This is a genomic window from Haloarcula sp. CBA1131, from assembly GCF_008728975.1.
In the GTDB taxonomy this organism is placed as follows: Archaea; Halobacteriota; Halobacteria; order Halobacteriales; family Haloarculaceae; genus Haloarcula; species Haloarcula hispanica.
In genome coordinates, this window is sequence record NZ_RPCY01000001.1 from 2,595,096 (window position 1) to 2,612,370 (window position 17,275).

Sequence of the window (17,275 nt, forward strand, 5' to 3'; positions counted from 1 at the left end):
TGATGACTGAACGCGGAATTTCCCGACGCGAGTTCGCCAAGAGCGCCGTCGCCATCGGCGGCACCGCGGCGCTGGCCGCCTGTCTCGACCGCGGGTCGGGGACGGTACCCAAGGGAACCGACGACCCCTCGTCTCTCCCGGCGCGTCAGCACGCCTGGGACGCGTCGCTGGCGACCGACGACGCCGGGAACCACCGACTGTCGCGCCACCACGTCCTCCTGCTGCTGGATTACACCGGCGACGGAACGCCGACGGATGCCGACCGCGAGCAGGTCGATACGGCGCTCCGCGACCTCGAACAGGCCTACGAGTGGAGCAACGAGGGGCTACTGTTCACGCTCGGGTACAGCCCGGCCTACTTCGACCGCTTTGAAGCCGACGTAGCCGGCGTCGACCTGCCAGAGCCGATGGCGCTTGCCCCCTTCGAAGACCCGGAACTCGACACGCCCGACGCGCTCCTGCACCTCGCCAGTGACGACGAGCGAGCCGTCATCGAGGCCGAAGAAGCACTGAAGGGGAATCGGGACACTGCGAACGACCACGAGATGAGCGCTACCTTCGAGGGCGTCCTGCGCGAGGCAGAGCGACGGACGGGGTTCGTCGGGGCCGGCCTCCCCGCCGAGAACCAGGACGTCGACGGGGTTCCGGACTCCGACCCGGTCCCCGAAGAGGCCCCGCTGTTCATGGGGTTCAAATCCGGGTTCAAGGAAAACCAGGCCTCCGAGGACCGCGTGACGGTCGATTCGGGACCGTTTGCCGGCGGCGCGACCCAGCACCTCTCGAAAATCCGGCTGCAGCTCCAGCAGTGGTACGAACAGGACTCTCGGGACCAGCGCGTCTCGAAGATGTTCTGTCCGGCCCACGCTGACGAGGACAGGGTCGAAGGCGTCGGCGAGAACCTCGGCACCGACAACGGTGCCGGCGAGTGTCCCGAGGACGTGGTCGACAGCGGCCGACGGGAGGGCGTCGTCGGTCACGCACAGAAGATGTCCCGCGTCAGGGACGACGGAACACCGACCATCCTCCGCCGGGACTTCAGTTCGACCGACGGCGGCGAAGCGGGGCTGCACTTCCTCTCGCTGCAGCGCTCTATCGCCGACTTCGTCGCGACGAAACAGGCGATGAACGGAACGGACGTCGCTACCGACTCGGCTGTCGGCCAGCGGGTTAACAACGGCATTCTCCAGTACATGACAGTCACTCGGCGCGGGAACTACCTGCTCCCGCCGCGTGCCCTGCGGGCGCTCCCGCCGGCCGACCCGGCCTGACTGGCCTGGTGCCGTCAGGATACCGGGTCGCGGTTCTCGACTGATTCACGGGATAGGCCATCGGCGCTGACGCTGTAGCGATACGACTGGGTGAAGTAGTCGGATATCGGGCCGTCCGTCGCCGTTGAGCCGGCCGGCGGGTCGGTCGTCGACGACCCTGTACAGGTGATGACGACGTCGTACCCCCACGACCGCTCGGTGACGTTGTCGACGCGGCAATCGAGGCTCATCTCGGTGTGTTCGCCCTGCCACAGACCGTTGTAGACGGTCCGGTACTGGTACTCGGACACGAACTCACGGGCGGAGGACTCGTTCAGTGTCGCGGGTCGGTCGGGCGGGTCCTTCGGACCGTCATGGAACTCGACAGTCCCTGTCAGGGGCGGAGCGGTCGTCGCTGTTTCTGACGAGGCCGGTGACCCCGGCGACGGCGCGCCGAAACATCCCGCGGTCAGGACGACGAAGCCGAGGACCGCAGTGCGGGCGATTCTGGAGGACACGGCCGGGATTGCACCGACCGATAGCAAATATCTTGTGCCGTTTCGGTCTCGCCACGACATTCGGCTATCGTACCAGAACGGTCTTTCAGATGAGGACCCAAAGGCGGTCCATGAATCGCCGAGAGTTCCTCGCCAGTGCCGCTTTCGCCGGCACGACGGTCCTGGCGGGGTGTGGTTCGCTGAGTTCCCAGTCGACACGCGCCCCGCCGCTGGTCGAGAACCGCCCCGACGCCACGTATCGCCCCACCCACGCTGAGGGAATGGGGATGGCTGGGATGGCACAGGCAGGCGAGTACATGGTCGGGCTGAGCTACTCCTTTCCCCACCGCTTCTGGACGGTCACCGGGACGACGGCCGAGAAGGTCGACATCCGGAGCGAGGACAGCGTCCACCTGATGGCGACCATCTGGGACCCCGAGACGGAGATGGTCCTGCCGGTGTCTGCCGGCCTCTCGATCACCATCGAACGCGACGGCGAGACGGTCGCCGACAAGTCCCCGTGGCCGATGATCTCCCAGAACATGGGCTTTCACTACGGCGACAACTACGCGCTCGACGGCGACGGTGTCTACCAGCTTTCCGTCCGCGTCAACGGGATGGGGGAACGCCGACTGGGGGGCTTCGACGGTCGGTTCGGCGAGGCCGGCGAGGCAACGGTCGAGTTCGACTTCGCACAGTCCACCCGCGACCAGCTCTCCTTCGAGGAGTTCCCGGACTCGCAGGGCGAGCGCGGGGCGGTCGACCTGATGAACATGGACATGGTACCGACATCGCAGGTCCCAGAAGTGTCGGCCCTGCCCGGAACGGTCCTCGGGACGGACAAAGGGAGCGACGGCGTGTACGCCGTGACGTGGGTACAGGACGCCGCGTTCCTCTCCGATGGCGAGTCGTATCTCGCCGTCTCGGCTCGGACGCCGTACAACCGCGTTCCCCTCCCGATGATGTCCCTCGACGGGAGTGTTGAGGCCGACGGCGAAACGGTGTTCGACGACGCGCTGACCGCTGGGGTCCACCCCGAACTCGGGTATCATTACGGCGCAGTCGTCGAGACGGCGACCCAGGAGCCGTCTGTCGGTGTCGACGTCGTCGCCCCGCCACAGGTGTCCCGCCACGAGGGGTACGAGACGGCGTTCCTGACGACACCCTCGTTCTCGTTTTCGGGAGGCTGACCGCCTCGACCAGTCGTTCGGTTGCGAGAGCGGACCATGGCTCACTCCACGGCGAACGGACTCTCCGTCTGTTGCCACGGCCAGCCCGGGACCCGCGTCTGAACCCCGGCCGCGAGTGCGGCGTCGAGGTCGTCAGCACCCGCGGCCGCTGTGTCGTCCCCGTGGGTTCGCACGTCCGCGACGTGGAAGGTGGCCTCCGCGAGCAGCCGGAGCGGTTGCTCGCCGGCAATCATCGCTGCCAGCTCACGGCCCAGCAGTTCGTCGACGACGAAGCCCGGGTAATCGCTCTCGACGTCCAGTTCTCGAAGCAGATGAACCAGCGCGGCGACGTTGACCGCACGGTCGCCGTCGGCGAACACCTCGTCGATGGCGGCCGTGTAGGCGTCGTCTGTGAGCGGCTCGACGTCGACGTCGAACTGGGACCCGAGATGGGCTCGCGTTTCGTTCACCAGCGGGACGACGTCGCTACGACGGTCCTGTACCCATTCGTACTCGTCGCGGACTGTGTCCGGTGTCAGTCGCATGGCGGCGTCTCACACGGTGTGCGTTTACTCCTTTGGGCAACAGCGCGTCGACCACGGTCCGGCCCCCTACCCTCCGTATTGCGAAGGCTTTTATAACACGAGGGGAATACTGAGAAATAGAGGACGGTTTTCCGGACATCTCTCCACGTCCGGAGGCAACTCACCGATAACTGATGACTTTATTAGAGAGCGTACATCCCGCGGCACCAGGTCGGCCCGCGCCAGCCGTGGACGGCCCCGCTACCGGGATGACACCCCGTTTTGAGCTATGAGCACTGTAGACAAGCAACTCGAAGACGTGAAGGCAACGATCGACGAGGAAGTCCCGCGCCGTATCTCCGTCTCGGATGTCACGTACGAGGGACCGGAACTCGTCATATACACGCGGGACCCGAAGGAGTTCGCCGCGAACAGCGACCTCGTTCGCCGGCTCGCGTCGAAACTCCGCAAGCGAATCACGGTCCGCCCGGACCCGGACGTACTGGCCCCGCCAGCCGAGGCTGAGGAGGCGATTCGGGAACTCATCCCCGAGGAGGCCGGCGTCATGGACCTGAATTTCCACACCGACACCGGCGAAGTCGTCGTCCAGGCCCAGAAGCCCGGCGTCGTCATTGGCCGGCGCGGCTCGACCCTGCGTGACATCACGCAAGAGGTCGGCTGGACGCCCGAAGTCGTTCGAACGCCCCCCATCGAGTCCTCGACGGTCGAGAACGTCCGGAACTTCCTCAAACAGGAGCGCGAGGACCGCCGGGACATCCTCGAACGCGTCGGCCGGCAGATCCACCGCGAGCCGATGTCCGACGACGAGTACGTCCGCATCACGACGCTGGGCTGCTGCCGAGAGGTCGGCCGCGCCGCCTTTATCCTCTCGACGCCGGACACGCGAATCCTCATCGACTGCGGTAACAAGCCCGGTGCCAACGGCGAGCAGCCGTATCTGGACATTCCGGAGGCGTTCGGGGCCGGGACCAACGGCATCGACGCCGTCGTCCTGACCCACGCGCATCTGGACCACTCCGCGCTGGTCCCGCTGCTGTTCGAGTACGGCTACGACGGCCCAATCTACTGCACCGAGCCGACGCGGGACCTGATGGGCCTGCTGACGCTGGATTATCTGGACACTGCCGCGGACGACGGTCGGACCCCGCCGTACGACTCCGAGATGGTCCGCGAAGCCATCAAACACACCATCCCGCTGGAGTACGGCGACGTGACCGACATCGCGCCCGACATCAAACTGACGCTGCACAACGCCGGCCACATTCTGGGCTCGTCGGTGTGTCACTTCCACGTCGGCGACGGCCTGTACAACGTCGCCTTCTCCGGCGACATCCACTACGACGACACGCGCCTGTTCGACGGCGCGGTCAACGACTTCCCGCGGGTGGAAACGCTCGTGCTGGAGTCGACCTACGGCGGCCGCAACGACTACCAGACCGATCAGGAAGACTCAGAGCGAAAGCTCAAACAGATCATCCAGAACGCCTACGACCGCGACGGGAAAGTGCTCATTCCGACCTTCGCCGTCGGGCGGTCACAGGAACTCATGCTCGTCCTCGAAGAGGCGATGCGGAACGGCGACATCCCCGAGATGCCGGTCCACCTCGACGGGATGATCTGGGAGGCGACGGCCGTTCACACGACCTACCCCGAGTATCTCCGCGACGGTCTGCAGGACCGTCTCTTCGACGAAGACCAGAACCCGTTCCTGGCCGATCAGTTCAACCACATCGACGGCGGGGACGAGGAACGACAGGAGATCGCCGATGGCGATTCCGCTATCATCCTCTCTACTTCGGGGATGCTCACCGGCGGGCCGGTCATGTCCTGGCTCGAACAGCTCGGCCCCGACCCGGATTCGACGCTTACCTTCGTCGACTATCAGGCGCAGGGAACGCTTGGTAATCGTATCCAGCGCGGCGTAGACGAGGCGCCCGTCGGCGGCAACGGGCGCAGCGAGACGGTCCCGCTGGAGATGACCGTCGAGACGGTCGACGGCTTCTCCGGCCACGCCGACCGACAGGGACTGGAAAACTTCGTGAAGACGATGAACCCCCGACCCGAGAAGATCCTCTGTGTCCACGGCGACGAATCCGCGACACAGGACCTCTCCTCGTCGCTGTACCACGACCAGAACATCCGGACCTTCGCGCCGGAGAACCTCGAAACGTTCCGCTTCCGCTGATCCAGTCGCCGTTCCCGGTTCGTTCTCACTCCCCGATAGCCGGACGAACCTCTATACGGCAGGCGGGTGAACTACCGCGTATGGACATCATCCAGTATCTCGACGAACTCGAACCGGTCGGGATGGTACTCATCGGGCTCGTACTGTTCATCATCCCTGAGCCGGCCACCTCCACGCTGGGTATCGGCCTGATGGTGCTCGGCGGCGCGTGGTGGTTCTACGAGTGGAACCGGTGAGATAACTCACAGCAGTCCCGATGAATCACGACCGCATTCACGCGCAGGAACCGTCACACCACCGCGACAGCTGGACCGTCGGTACAATCACCGAGATAGCGGAGCGAGACGGCCACTGTGTCGTCACCGTCGAAAACAAGTCCGGTGCGCCGACTGAACTCGTCGTCACCATGGCCATTCGCGACCTGTTCGTCAGTCGGCTCGACATCGGCGACGACGAAGATCCGGTCGGCGAGCGCGTCTGGTTCCGGAAACGCGGCGGGTCGTAGCCAGCCGCTGACGCGTCCGGTCACCGTTCGACGGGACGCTACGACAGATCGACGATCCGGTCGGCCCAGCGCCGGAGCCTATCGAGCGCGTCCCGTTCGGCCCGGGACACCGGGTCATCGACGCCCAGTTCGTCGCTGTCGAAGGCATTGAGGACAGCCACGTCCGCCCGGTCGCAGTATCCAGTGAGCCGGCTGACCGCAGCGGCGTCGTGCTGGAACGGAATCGTCGCGTCGTTGACGAACACCGCGCGGGGATTCTCCGGGAGCGCGTCAATCTGTCGCTCGGCACGGCGGGCGTTTTCCCGGGCGAGTGCGACCGCCTGCTCGGCCGTCTCGCTCTCGGCGCGGGGCGCACTGGCGTCGATCCGGCCGACCCAGACCGACTCCGGGACGCTGATAAATCGATCAAGACGGCCGCCTAATACAGTCCCGTCCAGTTCGATTTCGGGCGCGAAATCGAGGACGACAACGCCCTCGGTGCCCTCGCGGTCGAGCCATGCCTCTATGGCGGCAGCGGTCGTCCGCGTCTTGCCGGCGTTGGAGGGACCGGTGACGAGCGTCGACCCAGAGAGTGGGAATCCAATGCCGGTCACGCGAGGAGTTCCTCCCGGAGGAACTTCCCGCCGAGGCCGGCCATGGCGAGGCCGAGGACGATGGCAAACGCCAGCACGAACCCGGAGAGCGGGCCGACGCCGCCGCCGAGCTGTTCGACGACGAAGTTCCCGGCGAGCCCGCCCGAAACTGCGATGAGCGCCAGCCCGCCGGCGTTCGCCGCCAGCGAGTTCGACTCCGGGACCGCGTCGGAGTTCAGGAGGTAGAGGACAAGGGCAATGACGAACGGGGTGCCGACGGTGCCGAGCGCAAGCACGAGGACGAGCTGGCCGAGCACGTTCCCGCCGATGAACGCGCCCGGAGCAGACAGCAGCGCAACGGCGGCGAGCAGGCCGCGGTAACGGTTATCCTCGATAGTGGTGCCCCAGCCGAGCTTGTCGGCGAGCAGGAACGGCGGGACGATGGTGTTGCCGCCAAGCGTCGACACGGCCGCGCCCCAGAGGCCGAGCAGGAACAGCCAGCGAGCGCTGTCGCCGACCAATGGACCGAGGGCCTCCGCAGCGCCGACCGTCGTAAGGTCGCCGGAGGTGAGCACACTCGCCGTAACGAGGAAGATAGCGAGGCTGTAGACCCCAAACGCCACCAGCATCGACGCCCCGACGTCGACCGTCGCGAGGTCGTAGTCCTCGCGGGTCCAGCCTCGGGCCCGCATCGTGTAGGAGTGCATCGTGATGAGCGTGATGTGGACCGCGCCGCCGAGGATGCCGGCCGCAACCAGCGCGCTCCCGGACGGGACGGACGGGACCAGTCCGTTCACCGCCGCGCCAGCGTCGATTGGCACGACGAACAGGCTGGCGACGAACGCGACGACGACCAGCAGGACGAGGACTTTTGCGGCCAGTTCGAGGAACCGGTAGCCGCCGCCGGCCAGCCCCGCCGCCAGAACGAGCGCCCAGGCGACGCCCCAGATACGCGCGTCGATACCGGTCACCGTCGCCGAGACCGTGGCGACGGTCTTCATGATTACGAGCTGTGCCACGCCGGCCGCAAGCACCGCGTCGCCGACCAGCAGCCACGCCCACGCGTCGCCGAGGTGCTCCTCGACGACGGCGACGATGCCCCGTTCGGTCAGCAGTCCCAGCCGCATCGCGAGGTACTGGGCCAGCGCCCCCGCCCCCGCGGAGAGGACGACGACCCACAGGAGGCTGTAGCCGAACGCACCGCCAGCGGTGACGAGGCTGGCAATCGTCGCCGGGCCGGCGGCGATTGCACCCGCGATCCAGGACGGCCCCATCGCTTCGGCGTATTCACCGAGTGTTCCCTTGCTAACAGCCGAACTGTCGACGGTTTCGGTCGAACTCATACCCCGGCTTGGGTGAGGCCCCCTGAAAACCCTGCCGACATATTGTTCGGTGGTATTCTACGGTAATTCGACTTCAGTAAAGCGATTATGCGAAAATGACAGCGCTGGCCGAATTGACACACCACACGCTCACCGAGCGGAACGCTACCGAGAGCAGGACAGACCGCTCCGACTCAGAGTTCAACGGTTCCGAGGTCCGATTCCAGTTCGTCGACGTGGTCGTTGTAGGCGTCGACGAAATCCGCGAACTGGGGGGCGTACTCCCGGATGTCGGCGGCCGACGGCGGTTCGTACTGCGAGAGGAGATAGAGCCCGTTGCTCCCGCCGACCCGGAGGTACGACGCGCCGTCGGTGTCCCATTTGAGTTCCCAGCGCGTGCCGCCGATTCGGTCGGTGAAGGTCCCGTAGTCGCCGCCCTCGTAGCGCTGGAGTTCCCGGGCAATCTGGTCGCAAATCTCGCGGATGCGGCCGAGGACACGGTCGCGCTCGGCCACGACGCCGTCGGTGGTGGCAATTTCCGGGAACTCGGTCGATACGTCGTCGAGCACGCCGTCGAGCGACGCGACGTAGTCGTTGAACCCCTCGACGAAGGCGTCGTAGTCGGCGAGTGCGGCGGCCAGCGGCTCCGGCTCGGGTGGCTGTTTGGTCGAGATGACGTACGTGTCCGAGCCGCGCGACGGCGAGAACCGCAGATACTCCAGATCGCCGCCCTCGTACTTGACGGTCCACTCGCCGCGGTCGGTCTCGATGTCCGCCTGCCCGTAGTCGCCGCCTTCCAGCCGGGCGAGCTGGTAGGCGACCTGTCCGGCGTGGTCCCGGACCGCCGCGACCAGTTCGTCACGCTGCTGTGCAACGGCCGTTGCGTCGGCAGGGTCCACCGGTGGCCACTCTGTCACAGTAGACGGAAGCGACGGGACGGCAATAACAGGCTCGGTCGGCTACTCTGACTCCAGCAAGGCGTCGTCGCCGTGGCGTTCGCGGAGCGCCTCGAAGTACTCCTGCTGCTCGTCGATGTTCTGCGTGGACTCGGCGTACACGTCGGTAAAGAGATCCGTCGGTTCAGCGGCGTGAGCCTCCGCGTTGTCGATAATCTCGCCGAGTTGCTCGTCGATGGTGTCGTCCATCACGTCGATCTTCTCGTCGTCCAGCAGATTGCAGTTCCTGAGGAACTGCTCCATGCGGTCCAGCGGGTCGCGTTCGCGCCACTGCTCGACCTCCGCGTCGTCCCGGTACACGTCCGGGTCGTCGGCGGTCGTATGTGCGCCGAAGCGGTACTGGACGGCTTCGATGAAAACGGGTCCCCGCTCCTGTCCGTCGGCTCCCACGGCCCGCTCCCGTGCGGCCTCGGTGACGGTGTAGGTCGCCAGCGGGTCCATCCCGTCGACCTGCACGCCGTCGAAGCCGTAGGCGTCGGCCTTCTGCGCCAGCGTCTGGCTGGCGGTCTGGCGCTCCCGCGGGACGGAGATAGCCCACTGGTTGTTGTTACAGAAGAACACCGTTGGTGTCTCGAACACGCCGGCGAAGTTCATCGCCTCGTGGAAGTCCCCTTCGCTGGTGGCCCCGTCGCCGAAGTGGACGATACCGGCGCGCTCGTCGCCCTTTCGCTTTGCCGCCCACGACCACCCGACGGCGTGGGGCAGGTGTGCACCGATGGAGATGTTCAGCGGGAACACGTTCACGTCGCCGAGAGCGGCGTTGCCCGCTTCGTGGCCCATCCAGTAGAGGACGTACTCCCAGGGGAGCCCGCGGGCGACGAGCGCGCCGTGTTCCCGGTACTGATAGAAGATTGTGTCCTCGTCGGCCAGCGCGTACGTCGACCCGACCTGAGACCCTTCCTGGCCCGCCAGCGAGGAGTAGGTGCCGAGCCGACCCTGCCGCTGGAGACTTATCATCCGCTCGTCGAACTGCCGCGCAAAGCGCATATCGCGGTACATCGAAACCAGTTTCTCGTCAGAGAGGTCTGGGATGAGGTCCGGGTCGACGATCTCGCCATCGGCGTCCAGCGCCTGCGCCTGGTCGTCGTACGCCCTATCGAGCACGTCGGTTGCCATGTCGTATCACCACACTCGGTGCGGACTGGCAAAAAGGTGTGTCTGAGCCCTGATTCACTGACGGAACAAGGATTCGTCAGTCTCAATGACCTTTTCCCAGACCACGGCCGCCATCGCCGCTTAGTTGAGCCACTCCAGCGCGCTGGCGGGCGTCGGCTTGGTCGTCGGGCATGACTTCAAGCACGACGTCGCCGTCGAACTCCGAAGCCAAAATTTCGGCTGTTCGTTCGAGGGGTATCTCCCCGTCGCCGAAGGGGAGGCCGTCGTTCAACAGCGTTCCGTCGGTGAAGTGGACGACCTGAATCTGGTCGCCGTAGCTTTTCAAGAGGTCCGAGAGTGACTCCAGATACGCTGGCTCGGACATGAACAGGTGGGCCGTATCGAGCACCAGATCGTGGCTGCGGTCGAGCAGTAGATTCGCCAGCGAGAACTGGCTCGCGCCAGGGTTGTTCTCGTAGCCGCAGGGGGCGGCAAAGTCGTAGCTGTCCAGCAGGGCGGTGTGCGTGTGCTGGGCGTACTGGCTGTGGACAACGAGATAAGCGTCGAGTCGCTCGGCAAGCGCGTCGCTCCGGCGGAACGGTTCCGGATCGTCCGGGCGAGCGTGAAGCGTGTGGACCGACGCCGCCGAGACGGGTGACTGTTTGACCATCGCCGCTGTAGCCCCGACATCGTCGAGGTCCGACGGCCGGAGGTGGAGTTCCACGCTGTCGAAGCCCCGGTCGGCCGCGGCGTCGAGCTTGGCTGTGGTCGGCGGGCACTTGCCGACGATATTCATTGGAGGGAGATTCCACGACGGCGAAAATAAAACAGTCCCTTCGTCGACACGACTGGCCCGAGTATTCATGCTGTTTCCGTCCAATATGTCGGTGATGCCCGGCAAAGCGAACCCGGAGACGGACGAGAGTGCGGTGACACTCTGGTGGGAACACCACCTGTCGCACACACATGCAGTACTCTGGACCGTCATCCTCGTCGCAACAGTCGGGGACATCCTCCTGACGATGACTGGGCTCACGGTCGGACTGCAAGAGGGGAACGTCGTCGTCAGCACGATGCTCGCGGAGTTCGGGCTGGCGGGCCTCTGGCTGGTGAAGTTCGGGGCGATGCTGTGGCTGGTCGCCGGGTGGCGACTGCTCTCCGAACACAACGCGACGGTGTTTCTCGCCCTGTTCGCCGTGGTGACGCTCGCGGTCGTTGCTTACAACGCCGTCACCATCCTGCAGTACCGCGGGGTGATAACGGCTGTTGCGGTGTTTTGAGGGGTGACGCGTTAGGATTCGGGAACACCGGCGTTAAGTACCACTGGGTGTGACCACGGAGTAATGGATAGACGTTCCTTCCTGACAGCGGCCGGTGTGACAGTGTCCGTCTCGTTTGCCGGCTGTGCCGGGCTGGGCGGTAGCGACGAGTCGAGCACCGAGGCATCGAGTACGGACGAGTCGACTGCGACCGGAACGAGTACCGGCGACGCCGGCGATGTAGAGGAAACGCTCGTCGTCGGAACCTACAGCGCCTTCGTCGACTCGCCGTCGACGAGTCCGGGCGCGTGGGTGAAACAGCGCTTCGAGGAGGAGTTCGACGCCCGCCTGATCTGGCAGACGCCGAGCAACGAGGTCAACCACTACATCGAACGCCGGAACGCCGGCGTCGACATCGAGGCCGACATGTACCTCGGGCTGAACACGGACCACCTCGTCCGGGTCGACGAGAACCTCGACGACGGGCTGTTCCCCGGGGTCGGCGACGTGGCCGGCCAGGACGACATCAAACCGGGGCTGCAGTTCGACCCCGACGGCCGGGCGATACCCTACGACACCGGCTACATCAGCCTGGTGTTCGACGGCACGGAGACCACAGCACCGGAGACCTTCGACGGCCTGCTTGCGGAGGAACACGCCGGCGACCTCATCACGCAGAATCCGTCCAGTTCGGCTACCGGCCGGGCGTTCCTGCTGCACACGGTCAAGCAGTTCGGCCCGGACGGCTATCTGGACTACTGGAGCGACCTGCAAGAGAACGACGTTCGGGTGCTTGGCTCATGGAGCGATGCCTACAGTGCGTGGTCGGGCGGCGAAGCGCCGATGGTCGTCTCCTACTCCACCGACCAGGTGTTCGCGGACCAGAACGACGCCAATCTGGAAGAACACCAGATCCGCTTCCTGAACGACCAGGGCTACGCCAACCCGGAAGGGATGGCGGTCTTCGATGGAGCGGACACGCCCGACCTCGCCCGGGAGTTCATGGGCTTCCTGCTGCGCCCGGAGATTCAGGGCGAAACCGCCGTCCGGAACGTCCAGTTCCCGGCGACCGAATCCGCCGACCTCCCCGAGGACTACGCCGAACTGGCTCAGGAGCCCCCGGAGCCGGTCACGTTCGGCTACGACGAACTCAAGGGCTCCGTCTCGGGCTGGATCTCCGACTGGGAACGGCAGTTCGCCTCGAACTAACGACGACCGACTGTGGCCCGAGATTTCGACGGCGGCGCGGATGGTGCCGACAGCGAAAAGATGACAGAGACAGCGAGTAGTCCATCCAGCAAGCGAGGCCGAACCGTCCGCAACACTATCGAGCGTCGGGCAATCGTCGGGCTCGCGGTCGCCACTATCGCGCTGTTGCTCGGCATCTTCTACTACCCGGTGGCGACGGTGTTCATCGACAGCGTCCTCGTCGACGGCCGCTGGACGGGCCGGGTGTTCGTCTCGATACTGCGGGATCCGTTCTACCTCGGAGAGCCGGCGCGGTTGCTCGCCGGCGAACCAGTGGGGGCCGTCATCGAGAGCGTCCTGTCGTCGGACCGGCGGCTGGGCGTCATCGGCTTCACGGCGTATCAGGCGGCCCTCTCGACCGTCACCAGCGTCGCTCTCGGCCTGCCAGCGGCGTACCTGCTGGCCCGGTTTGAGTTCCCGGGACGGCGGACGCTCCGGTCGCTGACGATTCTCCCGTTCGTTCTCCCGTCAATAATGGTCGGCGTCGGTTTCGTCGCCACGTTCGGCCGGAACGGGACGCTCAACGCCGTGCTCGGCGCGCTCGGTCTGGGACAGGTCAATCTCCTGTTCACGCTGGAGGCCGTCGTCATCGCTCACGCGTTCTACAACGCCCCGCTCGTGGCACGGGTGACCACCGCCGCCTGGGAGTCCGTCGACGCCAGTGCGGTCGAGACGGCCCGGAGCCTCGGCGCGAGCCCCGTCCGAGCGTTCCGCGACGTGGTCGCCCCGCAGCTGTACCCGTCGGTGCTGATGGGCGCAGCACTGACGTTCGTGTTCACCTTCAGTACGTTCCCCATCGTCCTCGCCTTGGGCGGGTTCCAGCTGGCGACCGTCGAGGTGTTCGTCTACCGGCTCATCCGAGACCTGGAGTACGCCGAGGCGGCCGCCCTCGCGCTGATTGAACTCGGCATCTCGCTGGGGCTGCTGTACGCGTACCTCCGGTACGAGGCCAAGCATACTGTCCGGTCGCGGGGGATTCGACCGCTTCCGCGGCGGCCGCTGACACCGCCGTCGTTCTCGGTCCGGGAACTGCTCCCCCGGCTGGGGCTCGCCGTCTACGCCGTCGTCGCGCTGGCGGTGTTCGTCGCGCCGATAGCGAGCATGGTGCTCGCCAGCCTCAGCGGCCCGGAGGGGCTGACGCTGGCGAACTATCAGTTCCTCATCGACCGCCAGACGACCGGCGCATCGTTCCAGGTCCAGCCGTGGGATGCGGTCAGGAACTCACTGCTGTTCGGGGTCGCCTCGCTCGCCGTTGCCCTGCCGATGGGCGTCGTCGTGGCCGTCCTCACGACCCGGGACTACCGCGGTCGGAAGCTCGTCGACGCCGTGGCGATGGCCCCGCTGGCCGTGTCTGGCATCGTCGTCGGCCTCGGCCTGCTCCGAGGCCTCGTCTTCGGCGTCGAAGTCAGCGACACTCGTCTCGCCGTCGGCGGCGGCCTCGCCATCGTCGCCGCCCATGCCGTCGCCGGCTACCCGTTCGTCGTCCGGACGGTCGCGCCCGGACTCGAGGGAGTCGACCACACGCTGGTCGAATCCGCCCGCGCGCTCGGCGCGCCGCGTGCCAGAGCGCTGCTGGACATCGAACTGCCGCTCGTGTGGCCAGCGGTCATCGCTGGGGCCGCCTTTGCGTTCGCTATCTCTATCGGGGAGTTCTCGGCGACGATTGTCCTCGCCTCGGGAACGAACCAGTTCACGATGCCCATCGCCATCGAGCGGTTCATCGGCCGCCGGCTCGGTCCCGCGACAGCGATGGGCGTCGTCCTGCTCGTGGTCACAAGCGCGAGCTTCCTGCTCATCGACCGGCTGGGGGGTGACGACGTTGGGTTCTAAGGAGTCGCCGTCGGACAGTGCTGCCGTGAACCGGACCGCCCCGCCGGCCGTCGAACTCGACGGCGTCACCAGACGCTACGGCGAGACGACCGCCGTCGAGGACCTGTCGCTTTCCGTTCGGGACGGCGAGTTCTTCACGCTGGTCGGCCCCTCCGGCTGCGGGAAGACGACGACGCTCCGGCTCATCGCCGGCTTCGAGAAACCCACGCAGGGCGAAGTCCGGTTCGGCGGCGAGTCCGTCACCGGCGTCCCGCCGGAGGACCGCGACGTGGGCGTCGTCTTCCAGAACTACGCGCTGTTCCCGCACATGACCGTCGGGGAGAACGTCGCCTACGGCCTCTCGTTCTCCGACCCGCCCGGCGGCGGCAGCGACGAGGCACGGGTTCGGGAACTGCTTGAGCTGGTGGACCTCGGCGGCATGGCGGACCGGGACCCCGACACGCTTTCCGGCGGCCAGCAACAGCGGGTGGCGATGGCCCGCGCGCTGGCCCCCGGCCCCGACGTGCTCCTGCTCGACGAGCCGATGAGCGCCCTGGATGCGAAGCTCCGGGAACGGTTGCGCGTGCAGGTCCGCGAGATTCAGCAGGAACTGGGCATTACGACGATTTACGTCACCCACGACCAGGAGGAGGCCTTAGCTGTCTCAGACCGCGTGGCAGTCATGCGAGACGGGACGCCGGAACAGGTCGCGCCGCCGCGGACCATCTACCGCGAGCCGGCGACAGAGTTCGTCGCCACCTTCGTCGGCGACAACAACGTCCTCAGCGGTGAGGTGACGGCAGTTCGGTCGACCGACAGGGTTGACGATTCCAGCGACGAGAGTGGACGATCCATCGCGGACGTGACGGTCGACAGTACGACGCTCTCAGTGGCCCTGGATGGTGACAGCGACCCGGAGGCCGCTGTCTCGGCCGGGGACCGGCTCACGTTCTGTGTGCGACCGGAGCGGCTTACCCTCGATGCCGACCGGAACGCGCTGACGGCGACCGTCACGAGCGCGGAGTTCCTCGGGGAGACGACGCGCGTTCATCTCGACTGGGAGGGTCGAGAAATCCTGTTACGAGCCGAAGACCCGCCGACGGGCACGGTGACAGTCGGCTTCGACCCGGCGGACGCACACACTGTCGACAGACAGTAGTAAGCTACCAATCCTCACGCCCACGCCGGAATGGAGCCTGTTTTAACCCACCTGTGGTTATCGCCGATATAAATATGACACGCGGGGCCGTCGCAGGTGGTCGGCAGAGGCGTATCGGAGCGTGTCGACAGGGCTGGCGGGAACACCCAGCTTCAAACCAAAGCCATGTCGGAGTCCGGCCAGCTAGGCGCGACGGGGTGCAGTGATGGTCGAGTTCGAACCCCGGCTGTTCGACGATATCGATCCGGCTGAGCGGCCGTCGCTGGGTGCCGCTCTCGTGCCGATTGCGGGAATGATTGTGTTCCTCAGTGTGGGCCTCATTGCCTTCGACTTGGATCCACAGTTCCCGCTGTTCTGGGGAATTGCCTTCACCGGCCTGTTCGCACGGTATCATCTCGGGCTGTCGTGGGAAGACCTGTACGACGGGATCGCCAGCAGCCTGCTCATGGGCATGCGGGTAATTCTCATCATGTTCACCGTCTACGCGCTCATCGCGTCGTGGATTCAGGCGGGCACGATTCCCAGCCTCATGTACTTCGGTTTAGAGCTATTCACGCCGACAGTGTTTCTCCCAGTAGCGGCCATCCTCTCTGCGATAATCTCCTTCGCCGTCGGCTCGTCCTGGACGACGGCCGGGACACTCGGGGTGGCGCTCATCGGCATCGGTTCGGGACTGGGTATTTCCGAGCCGATGACCGCCGGTGCCATCCTCAGCGGGGCCTACACGGGGGACAAGCAGTCCCCGCTCTCGGATACGACGAACCTGGCCGCCGCAGTGACAGACACGGACCTGTACGAACACATCAACGCGATGCGGGCCGGCACGCTCGTCGCGTTCACGATTGCCGTCCTCCTGTACGCCGGCCTCGGACTGCGGGCCGCTGGGGCCATTCCTACTGACCGGGTTGCGTCCATCCAGGCGGCAATCGAGGGCACGTACGTCGTCTCGCCGCTCGTATTTTTACCGGTCGTTGTGACCTTCGGGCTTGCGCTGCGTGGCATCCCCGCACTGCCGACGCTCGGAACGGGCGTGTTCGCTGGCGTCGCAACCTCGATGCTCGTGCAGGGAACCGGGTTCGGTGCCGCCTGGTCGGCCGCACAGTCCGGAACAGCGCCGGAGACGGGCATGGAACTCGTGAACGGACTCCTAGAGAGCGGGGGGCTGACCGGCGGCGCGTGGATCGTGACGATTGCGATTGCCGCGCTCGCGCTGGGCGGACTGCTCGAACGAGCCGGCGTGCTCGCGGTCCTCTCTCACCATCTCGGGCGACTCTGTCACAACGTCGCGAGCCTCACAGGCGTGACCGCTGTTTCCGCTGTTTCGATGAACATTCTCGCAGCAGAACAGTACGTGAGTATCGTGGTCCCGGGGATGACGCTCGGTAATCTGTACAACGAACAGGGGCTCAAGAGTCAGAATCTCTCCCGAGCCATCGAAGCGTCGGGAACGACGACGAGTGCGCTCATCCCGTGGAGTAGCGGCGGTCTGTTCATGGCCGGGACGCTCGGCGTCCCGACGCTGGAATACGCACCGTACTACTTCTTCGGCTTTCTCTCACCGCTCGTGCTTCTGTTCATGGGGGTCACCGGCTGGCAGATCGTCTATGCGGACCGAACCGACGCCGAAAGCACGCCCGGACAGTCCGGTAGTGCCGGGCCGGTGTCAGCAGGCGAGGACTGATTCGCCTTGCGCTGCCAGCAGTCGTG

At 65.9% G+C, this 17,275-nt stretch carries 17 protein-coding genes; 10 read left to right on the top strand and 7 right to left on the bottom strand.

The genetic code is table 11. The annotated features are described in order from the left end of the window. Positions 1-2 precede the first annotated feature (2 nt). Positions 3-1,268 carry a Dyp-type peroxidase gene (locus Har1131_RS13155; protein WP_151146788.1) on the top strand — a complete coding sequence of 422 codons (1,266 nt, stop codon included), beginning with the start codon at positions 3-5 and terminating at the stop codon, positions 1,266-1,268. 14 nt (positions 1,269-1,282) lie between these two features. On the opposite strand, the gene Har1131_RS13160 is transcribed toward Har1131_RS13155, so the two are convergent. After that, the gene (locus tag Har1131_RS13160) at positions 1,283-1,765 is read right to left on the bottom strand and encodes a hypothetical protein (protein ID WP_225308119.1); all 483 of its coding nucleotides are present in this window, start codon (positions 1,763-1,765) and stop codon (positions 1,283-1,285) included. Positions 1,766-1,875: 110 nt separating this feature from the next. Here Har1131_RS13160 and Har1131_RS13165 point away from each other — a divergent pair, with 110 nt between their 5' ends. Beyond that, positions 1,876-2,934 (top strand): hypothetical protein, encoded by a 1,059-nt coding sequence (locus tag Har1131_RS13165; RefSeq protein WP_151146791.1) that lies wholly within the window; start codon positions 1,876-1,878, stop codon positions 2,932-2,934. A gap of 41 nt (positions 2,935-2,975) precedes the next feature. Here the strand turns inward: Har1131_RS13165 and Har1131_RS13170 are convergent, their stop codons facing one another. After that, positions 2,976-3,458 (bottom strand): hypothetical protein, encoded by a 483-nt coding sequence (locus tag Har1131_RS13170; RefSeq protein ID WP_064288361.1) that lies wholly within the window; start codon positions 3,456-3,458, stop codon positions 2,976-2,978. 268 nt (positions 3,459-3,726) lie between these two features. Between Har1131_RS13170 and Har1131_RS13175 the strand changes: the two genes are divergently transcribed. The 3 genes from Har1131_RS13175 (at position 3,727) to Har1131_RS13180 (ending at position 6,148) form a co-directional block, all read left to right on the top strand. Next, complete coding sequence (locus Har1131_RS13175) at positions 3,727-5,643, top strand: beta-CASP ribonuclease aCPSF1 (RefSeq protein ID WP_146417476.1); 1,917 nt, start codon at positions 3,727-3,729, stop codon at positions 5,641-5,643. Positions 5,644-5,723: 80 nt separating this feature from the next. Beyond that, positions 5,724-5,879 (top strand): hypothetical protein, encoded by a 156-nt coding sequence (locus Har1131_RS21810; RefSeq protein ID WP_008310249.1) that lies wholly within the window; start codon positions 5,724-5,726, stop codon positions 5,877-5,879. A gap of 20 nt (positions 5,880-5,899) precedes the next feature. Continuing rightward, on the top strand, positions 5,900-6,148 hold the full coding sequence (locus Har1131_RS13180) for a hypothetical protein (protein WP_050037716.1): 249 nt from the start codon (positions 5,900-5,902) through the stop codon (positions 6,146-6,148). A gap of 38 nt (positions 6,149-6,186) precedes the next feature. On the opposite strand, the gene Har1131_RS13185 is transcribed toward Har1131_RS13180, so the two are convergent. The 5 genes from Har1131_RS13185 to Har1131_RS13205 form a co-directional block, all read right to left on the bottom strand. After that, positions 6,187-6,741 (bottom strand): hypothetical protein, encoded by a 555-nt coding sequence (locus Har1131_RS13185; RefSeq protein WP_151146794.1) that lies wholly within the window; start codon positions 6,739-6,741, stop codon positions 6,187-6,189. Next, positions 6,738-8,063 carry a divalent metal cation transporter gene (locus tag Har1131_RS13190; RefSeq protein WP_014039821.1) on the bottom strand — a complete coding sequence of 442 codons (1,326 nt, stop codon included), beginning with the start codon at positions 8,061-8,063 and terminating at the stop codon, positions 6,738-6,740. Before Har1131_RS13190 ends, Har1131_RS13185 begins: the two co-directional genes overlap by 4 nt. Positions 8,064-8,236: 173 nt before the next feature. Then, positions 8,237-8,941: a hypothetical protein gene (locus Har1131_RS13195; RefSeq protein WP_014039820.1), complete on the bottom strand. Its 705-nt coding sequence runs from the start codon at positions 8,939-8,941 to the stop codon at positions 8,237-8,239. A gap of 60 nt (positions 8,942-9,001) precedes the next feature. Next, positions 9,002-10,114 (bottom strand): pyruvate dehydrogenase (acetyl-transferring) E1 component subunit alpha, encoded by a 1,113-nt coding sequence (gene pdhA, locus Har1131_RS13200; RefSeq protein ID WP_014039819.1) that lies wholly within the window; start codon positions 10,112-10,114, stop codon positions 9,002-9,004. A gap of 82 nt (positions 10,115-10,196) precedes the next feature. Then, the gene (locus tag Har1131_RS13205; protein WP_225308120.1) at positions 10,197-10,889 is read right to left on the bottom strand and encodes a sugar phosphate isomerase/epimerase; all 693 of its coding nucleotides are present in this window, start codon (positions 10,887-10,889) and stop codon (positions 10,197-10,199) included. A gap of 67 nt (positions 10,890-10,956) precedes the next feature. Between Har1131_RS13205 and Har1131_RS13210 the strand changes: the two genes are divergently transcribed. The 5 genes from Har1131_RS13210 (at position 10,957) to nhaC (ending at position 17,249) form a co-directional block, all read left to right on the top strand. Next, complete coding sequence (locus tag Har1131_RS13210) at positions 10,957-11,373, top strand: DUF5658 family protein (RefSeq protein WP_369814889.1); 417 nt, start codon at positions 10,957-10,959, stop codon at positions 11,371-11,373. A 63-nt stretch (positions 11,374-11,436) separates the two neighbouring features. Next, positions 11,437-12,561, top strand: a complete 1,125-nt coding sequence (locus Har1131_RS13215; RefSeq protein WP_151146800.1) for a thiamine ABC transporter substrate binding subunit — start codon at positions 11,437-11,439, stop codon at positions 12,559-12,561. A gap of 12 nt (positions 12,562-12,573) precedes the next feature. Further along, the gene (locus Har1131_RS13220; RefSeq protein ID WP_151103054.1) at positions 12,574-14,430 is read left to right on the top strand and encodes an iron ABC transporter permease; all 1,857 of its coding nucleotides are present in this window, start codon (positions 12,574-12,576) and stop codon (positions 14,428-14,430) included. 25 nt (positions 14,431-14,455) lie between these two features. Beyond that, complete coding sequence (locus Har1131_RS13225; protein WP_151146803.1) at positions 14,456-15,568, top strand: ABC transporter ATP-binding protein; 1,113 nt, start codon at positions 14,456-14,458, stop codon at positions 15,566-15,568. A gap of 205 nt (positions 15,569-15,773) precedes the next feature. Beyond that, on the top strand, positions 15,774-17,249 hold the full coding sequence (gene nhaC / locus Har1131_RS13230; protein ID WP_129754886.1) for a Na+/H+ antiporter NhaC: 1,476 nt from the start codon (positions 15,774-15,776) through the stop codon (positions 17,247-17,249). Positions 17,250-17,275: the final 26 nt, after the last annotated feature.

Coding starts and splice junctions, on each gene's coding strand:
- Har1131_RS13190 (WP_014039821.1), bottom strand. CDS start 8,063: ATGAGTTCGACCGAAACCGTCGACAGTTCGGCTGTTAGCAAGGGAACA.
- Har1131_RS13215 (WP_151146800.1), top strand. CDS start 11,437: ATGGATAGACGTTCCTTCCTGACAGCGGCCGGTGTGACAGTGTCCGTC.
- Har1131_RS13170 (WP_064288361.1), bottom strand. CDS start 3,458: ATGCGACTGACACCGGACACAGTCCGCGACGAGTACGAATGGGTACAG.
- Har1131_RS13175 (WP_146417476.1), top strand. CDS start 3,727: ATGAGCACTGTAGACAAGCAACTCGAAGACGTGAAGGCAACGATCGAC.
- Har1131_RS13180 (WP_050037716.1), top strand. CDS start 5,900: ATGAATCACGACCGCATTCACGCGCAGGAACCGTCACACCACCGCGAC.
- Har1131_RS13205 (WP_225308120.1), bottom strand. CDS start 10,889: ATGAATATCGTCGGCAAGTGCCCGCCGACCACAGCCAAGCTCGACGCC.
- Har1131_RS13210 (WP_369814889.1), top strand. CDS start 10,957: ATGCTGTTTCCGTCCAATATGTCGGTGATGCCCGGCAAAGCGAACCCG.
- Har1131_RS13165 (WP_151146791.1), top strand. CDS start 1,876: ATGAATCGCCGAGAGTTCCTCGCCAGTGCCGCTTTCGCCGGCACGACG.
- pdhA (WP_014039819.1), bottom strand. CDS start 10,114: ATGGCAACCGACGTGCTCGATAGGGCGTACGACGACCAGGCGCAGGCG.
- Har1131_RS21810 (WP_008310249.1), top strand. CDS start 5,724: ATGGACATCATCCAGTATCTCGACGAACTCGAACCGGTCGGGATGGTA.
- Har1131_RS13155 (WP_151146788.1), top strand. CDS start 3: ATGACTGAACGCGGAATTTCCCGACGCGAGTTCGCCAAGAGCGCCGTC.
- nhaC (WP_129754886.1), top strand. CDS start 15,774: ATGGTCGAGTTCGAACCCCGGCTGTTCGACGATATCGATCCGGCTGAG.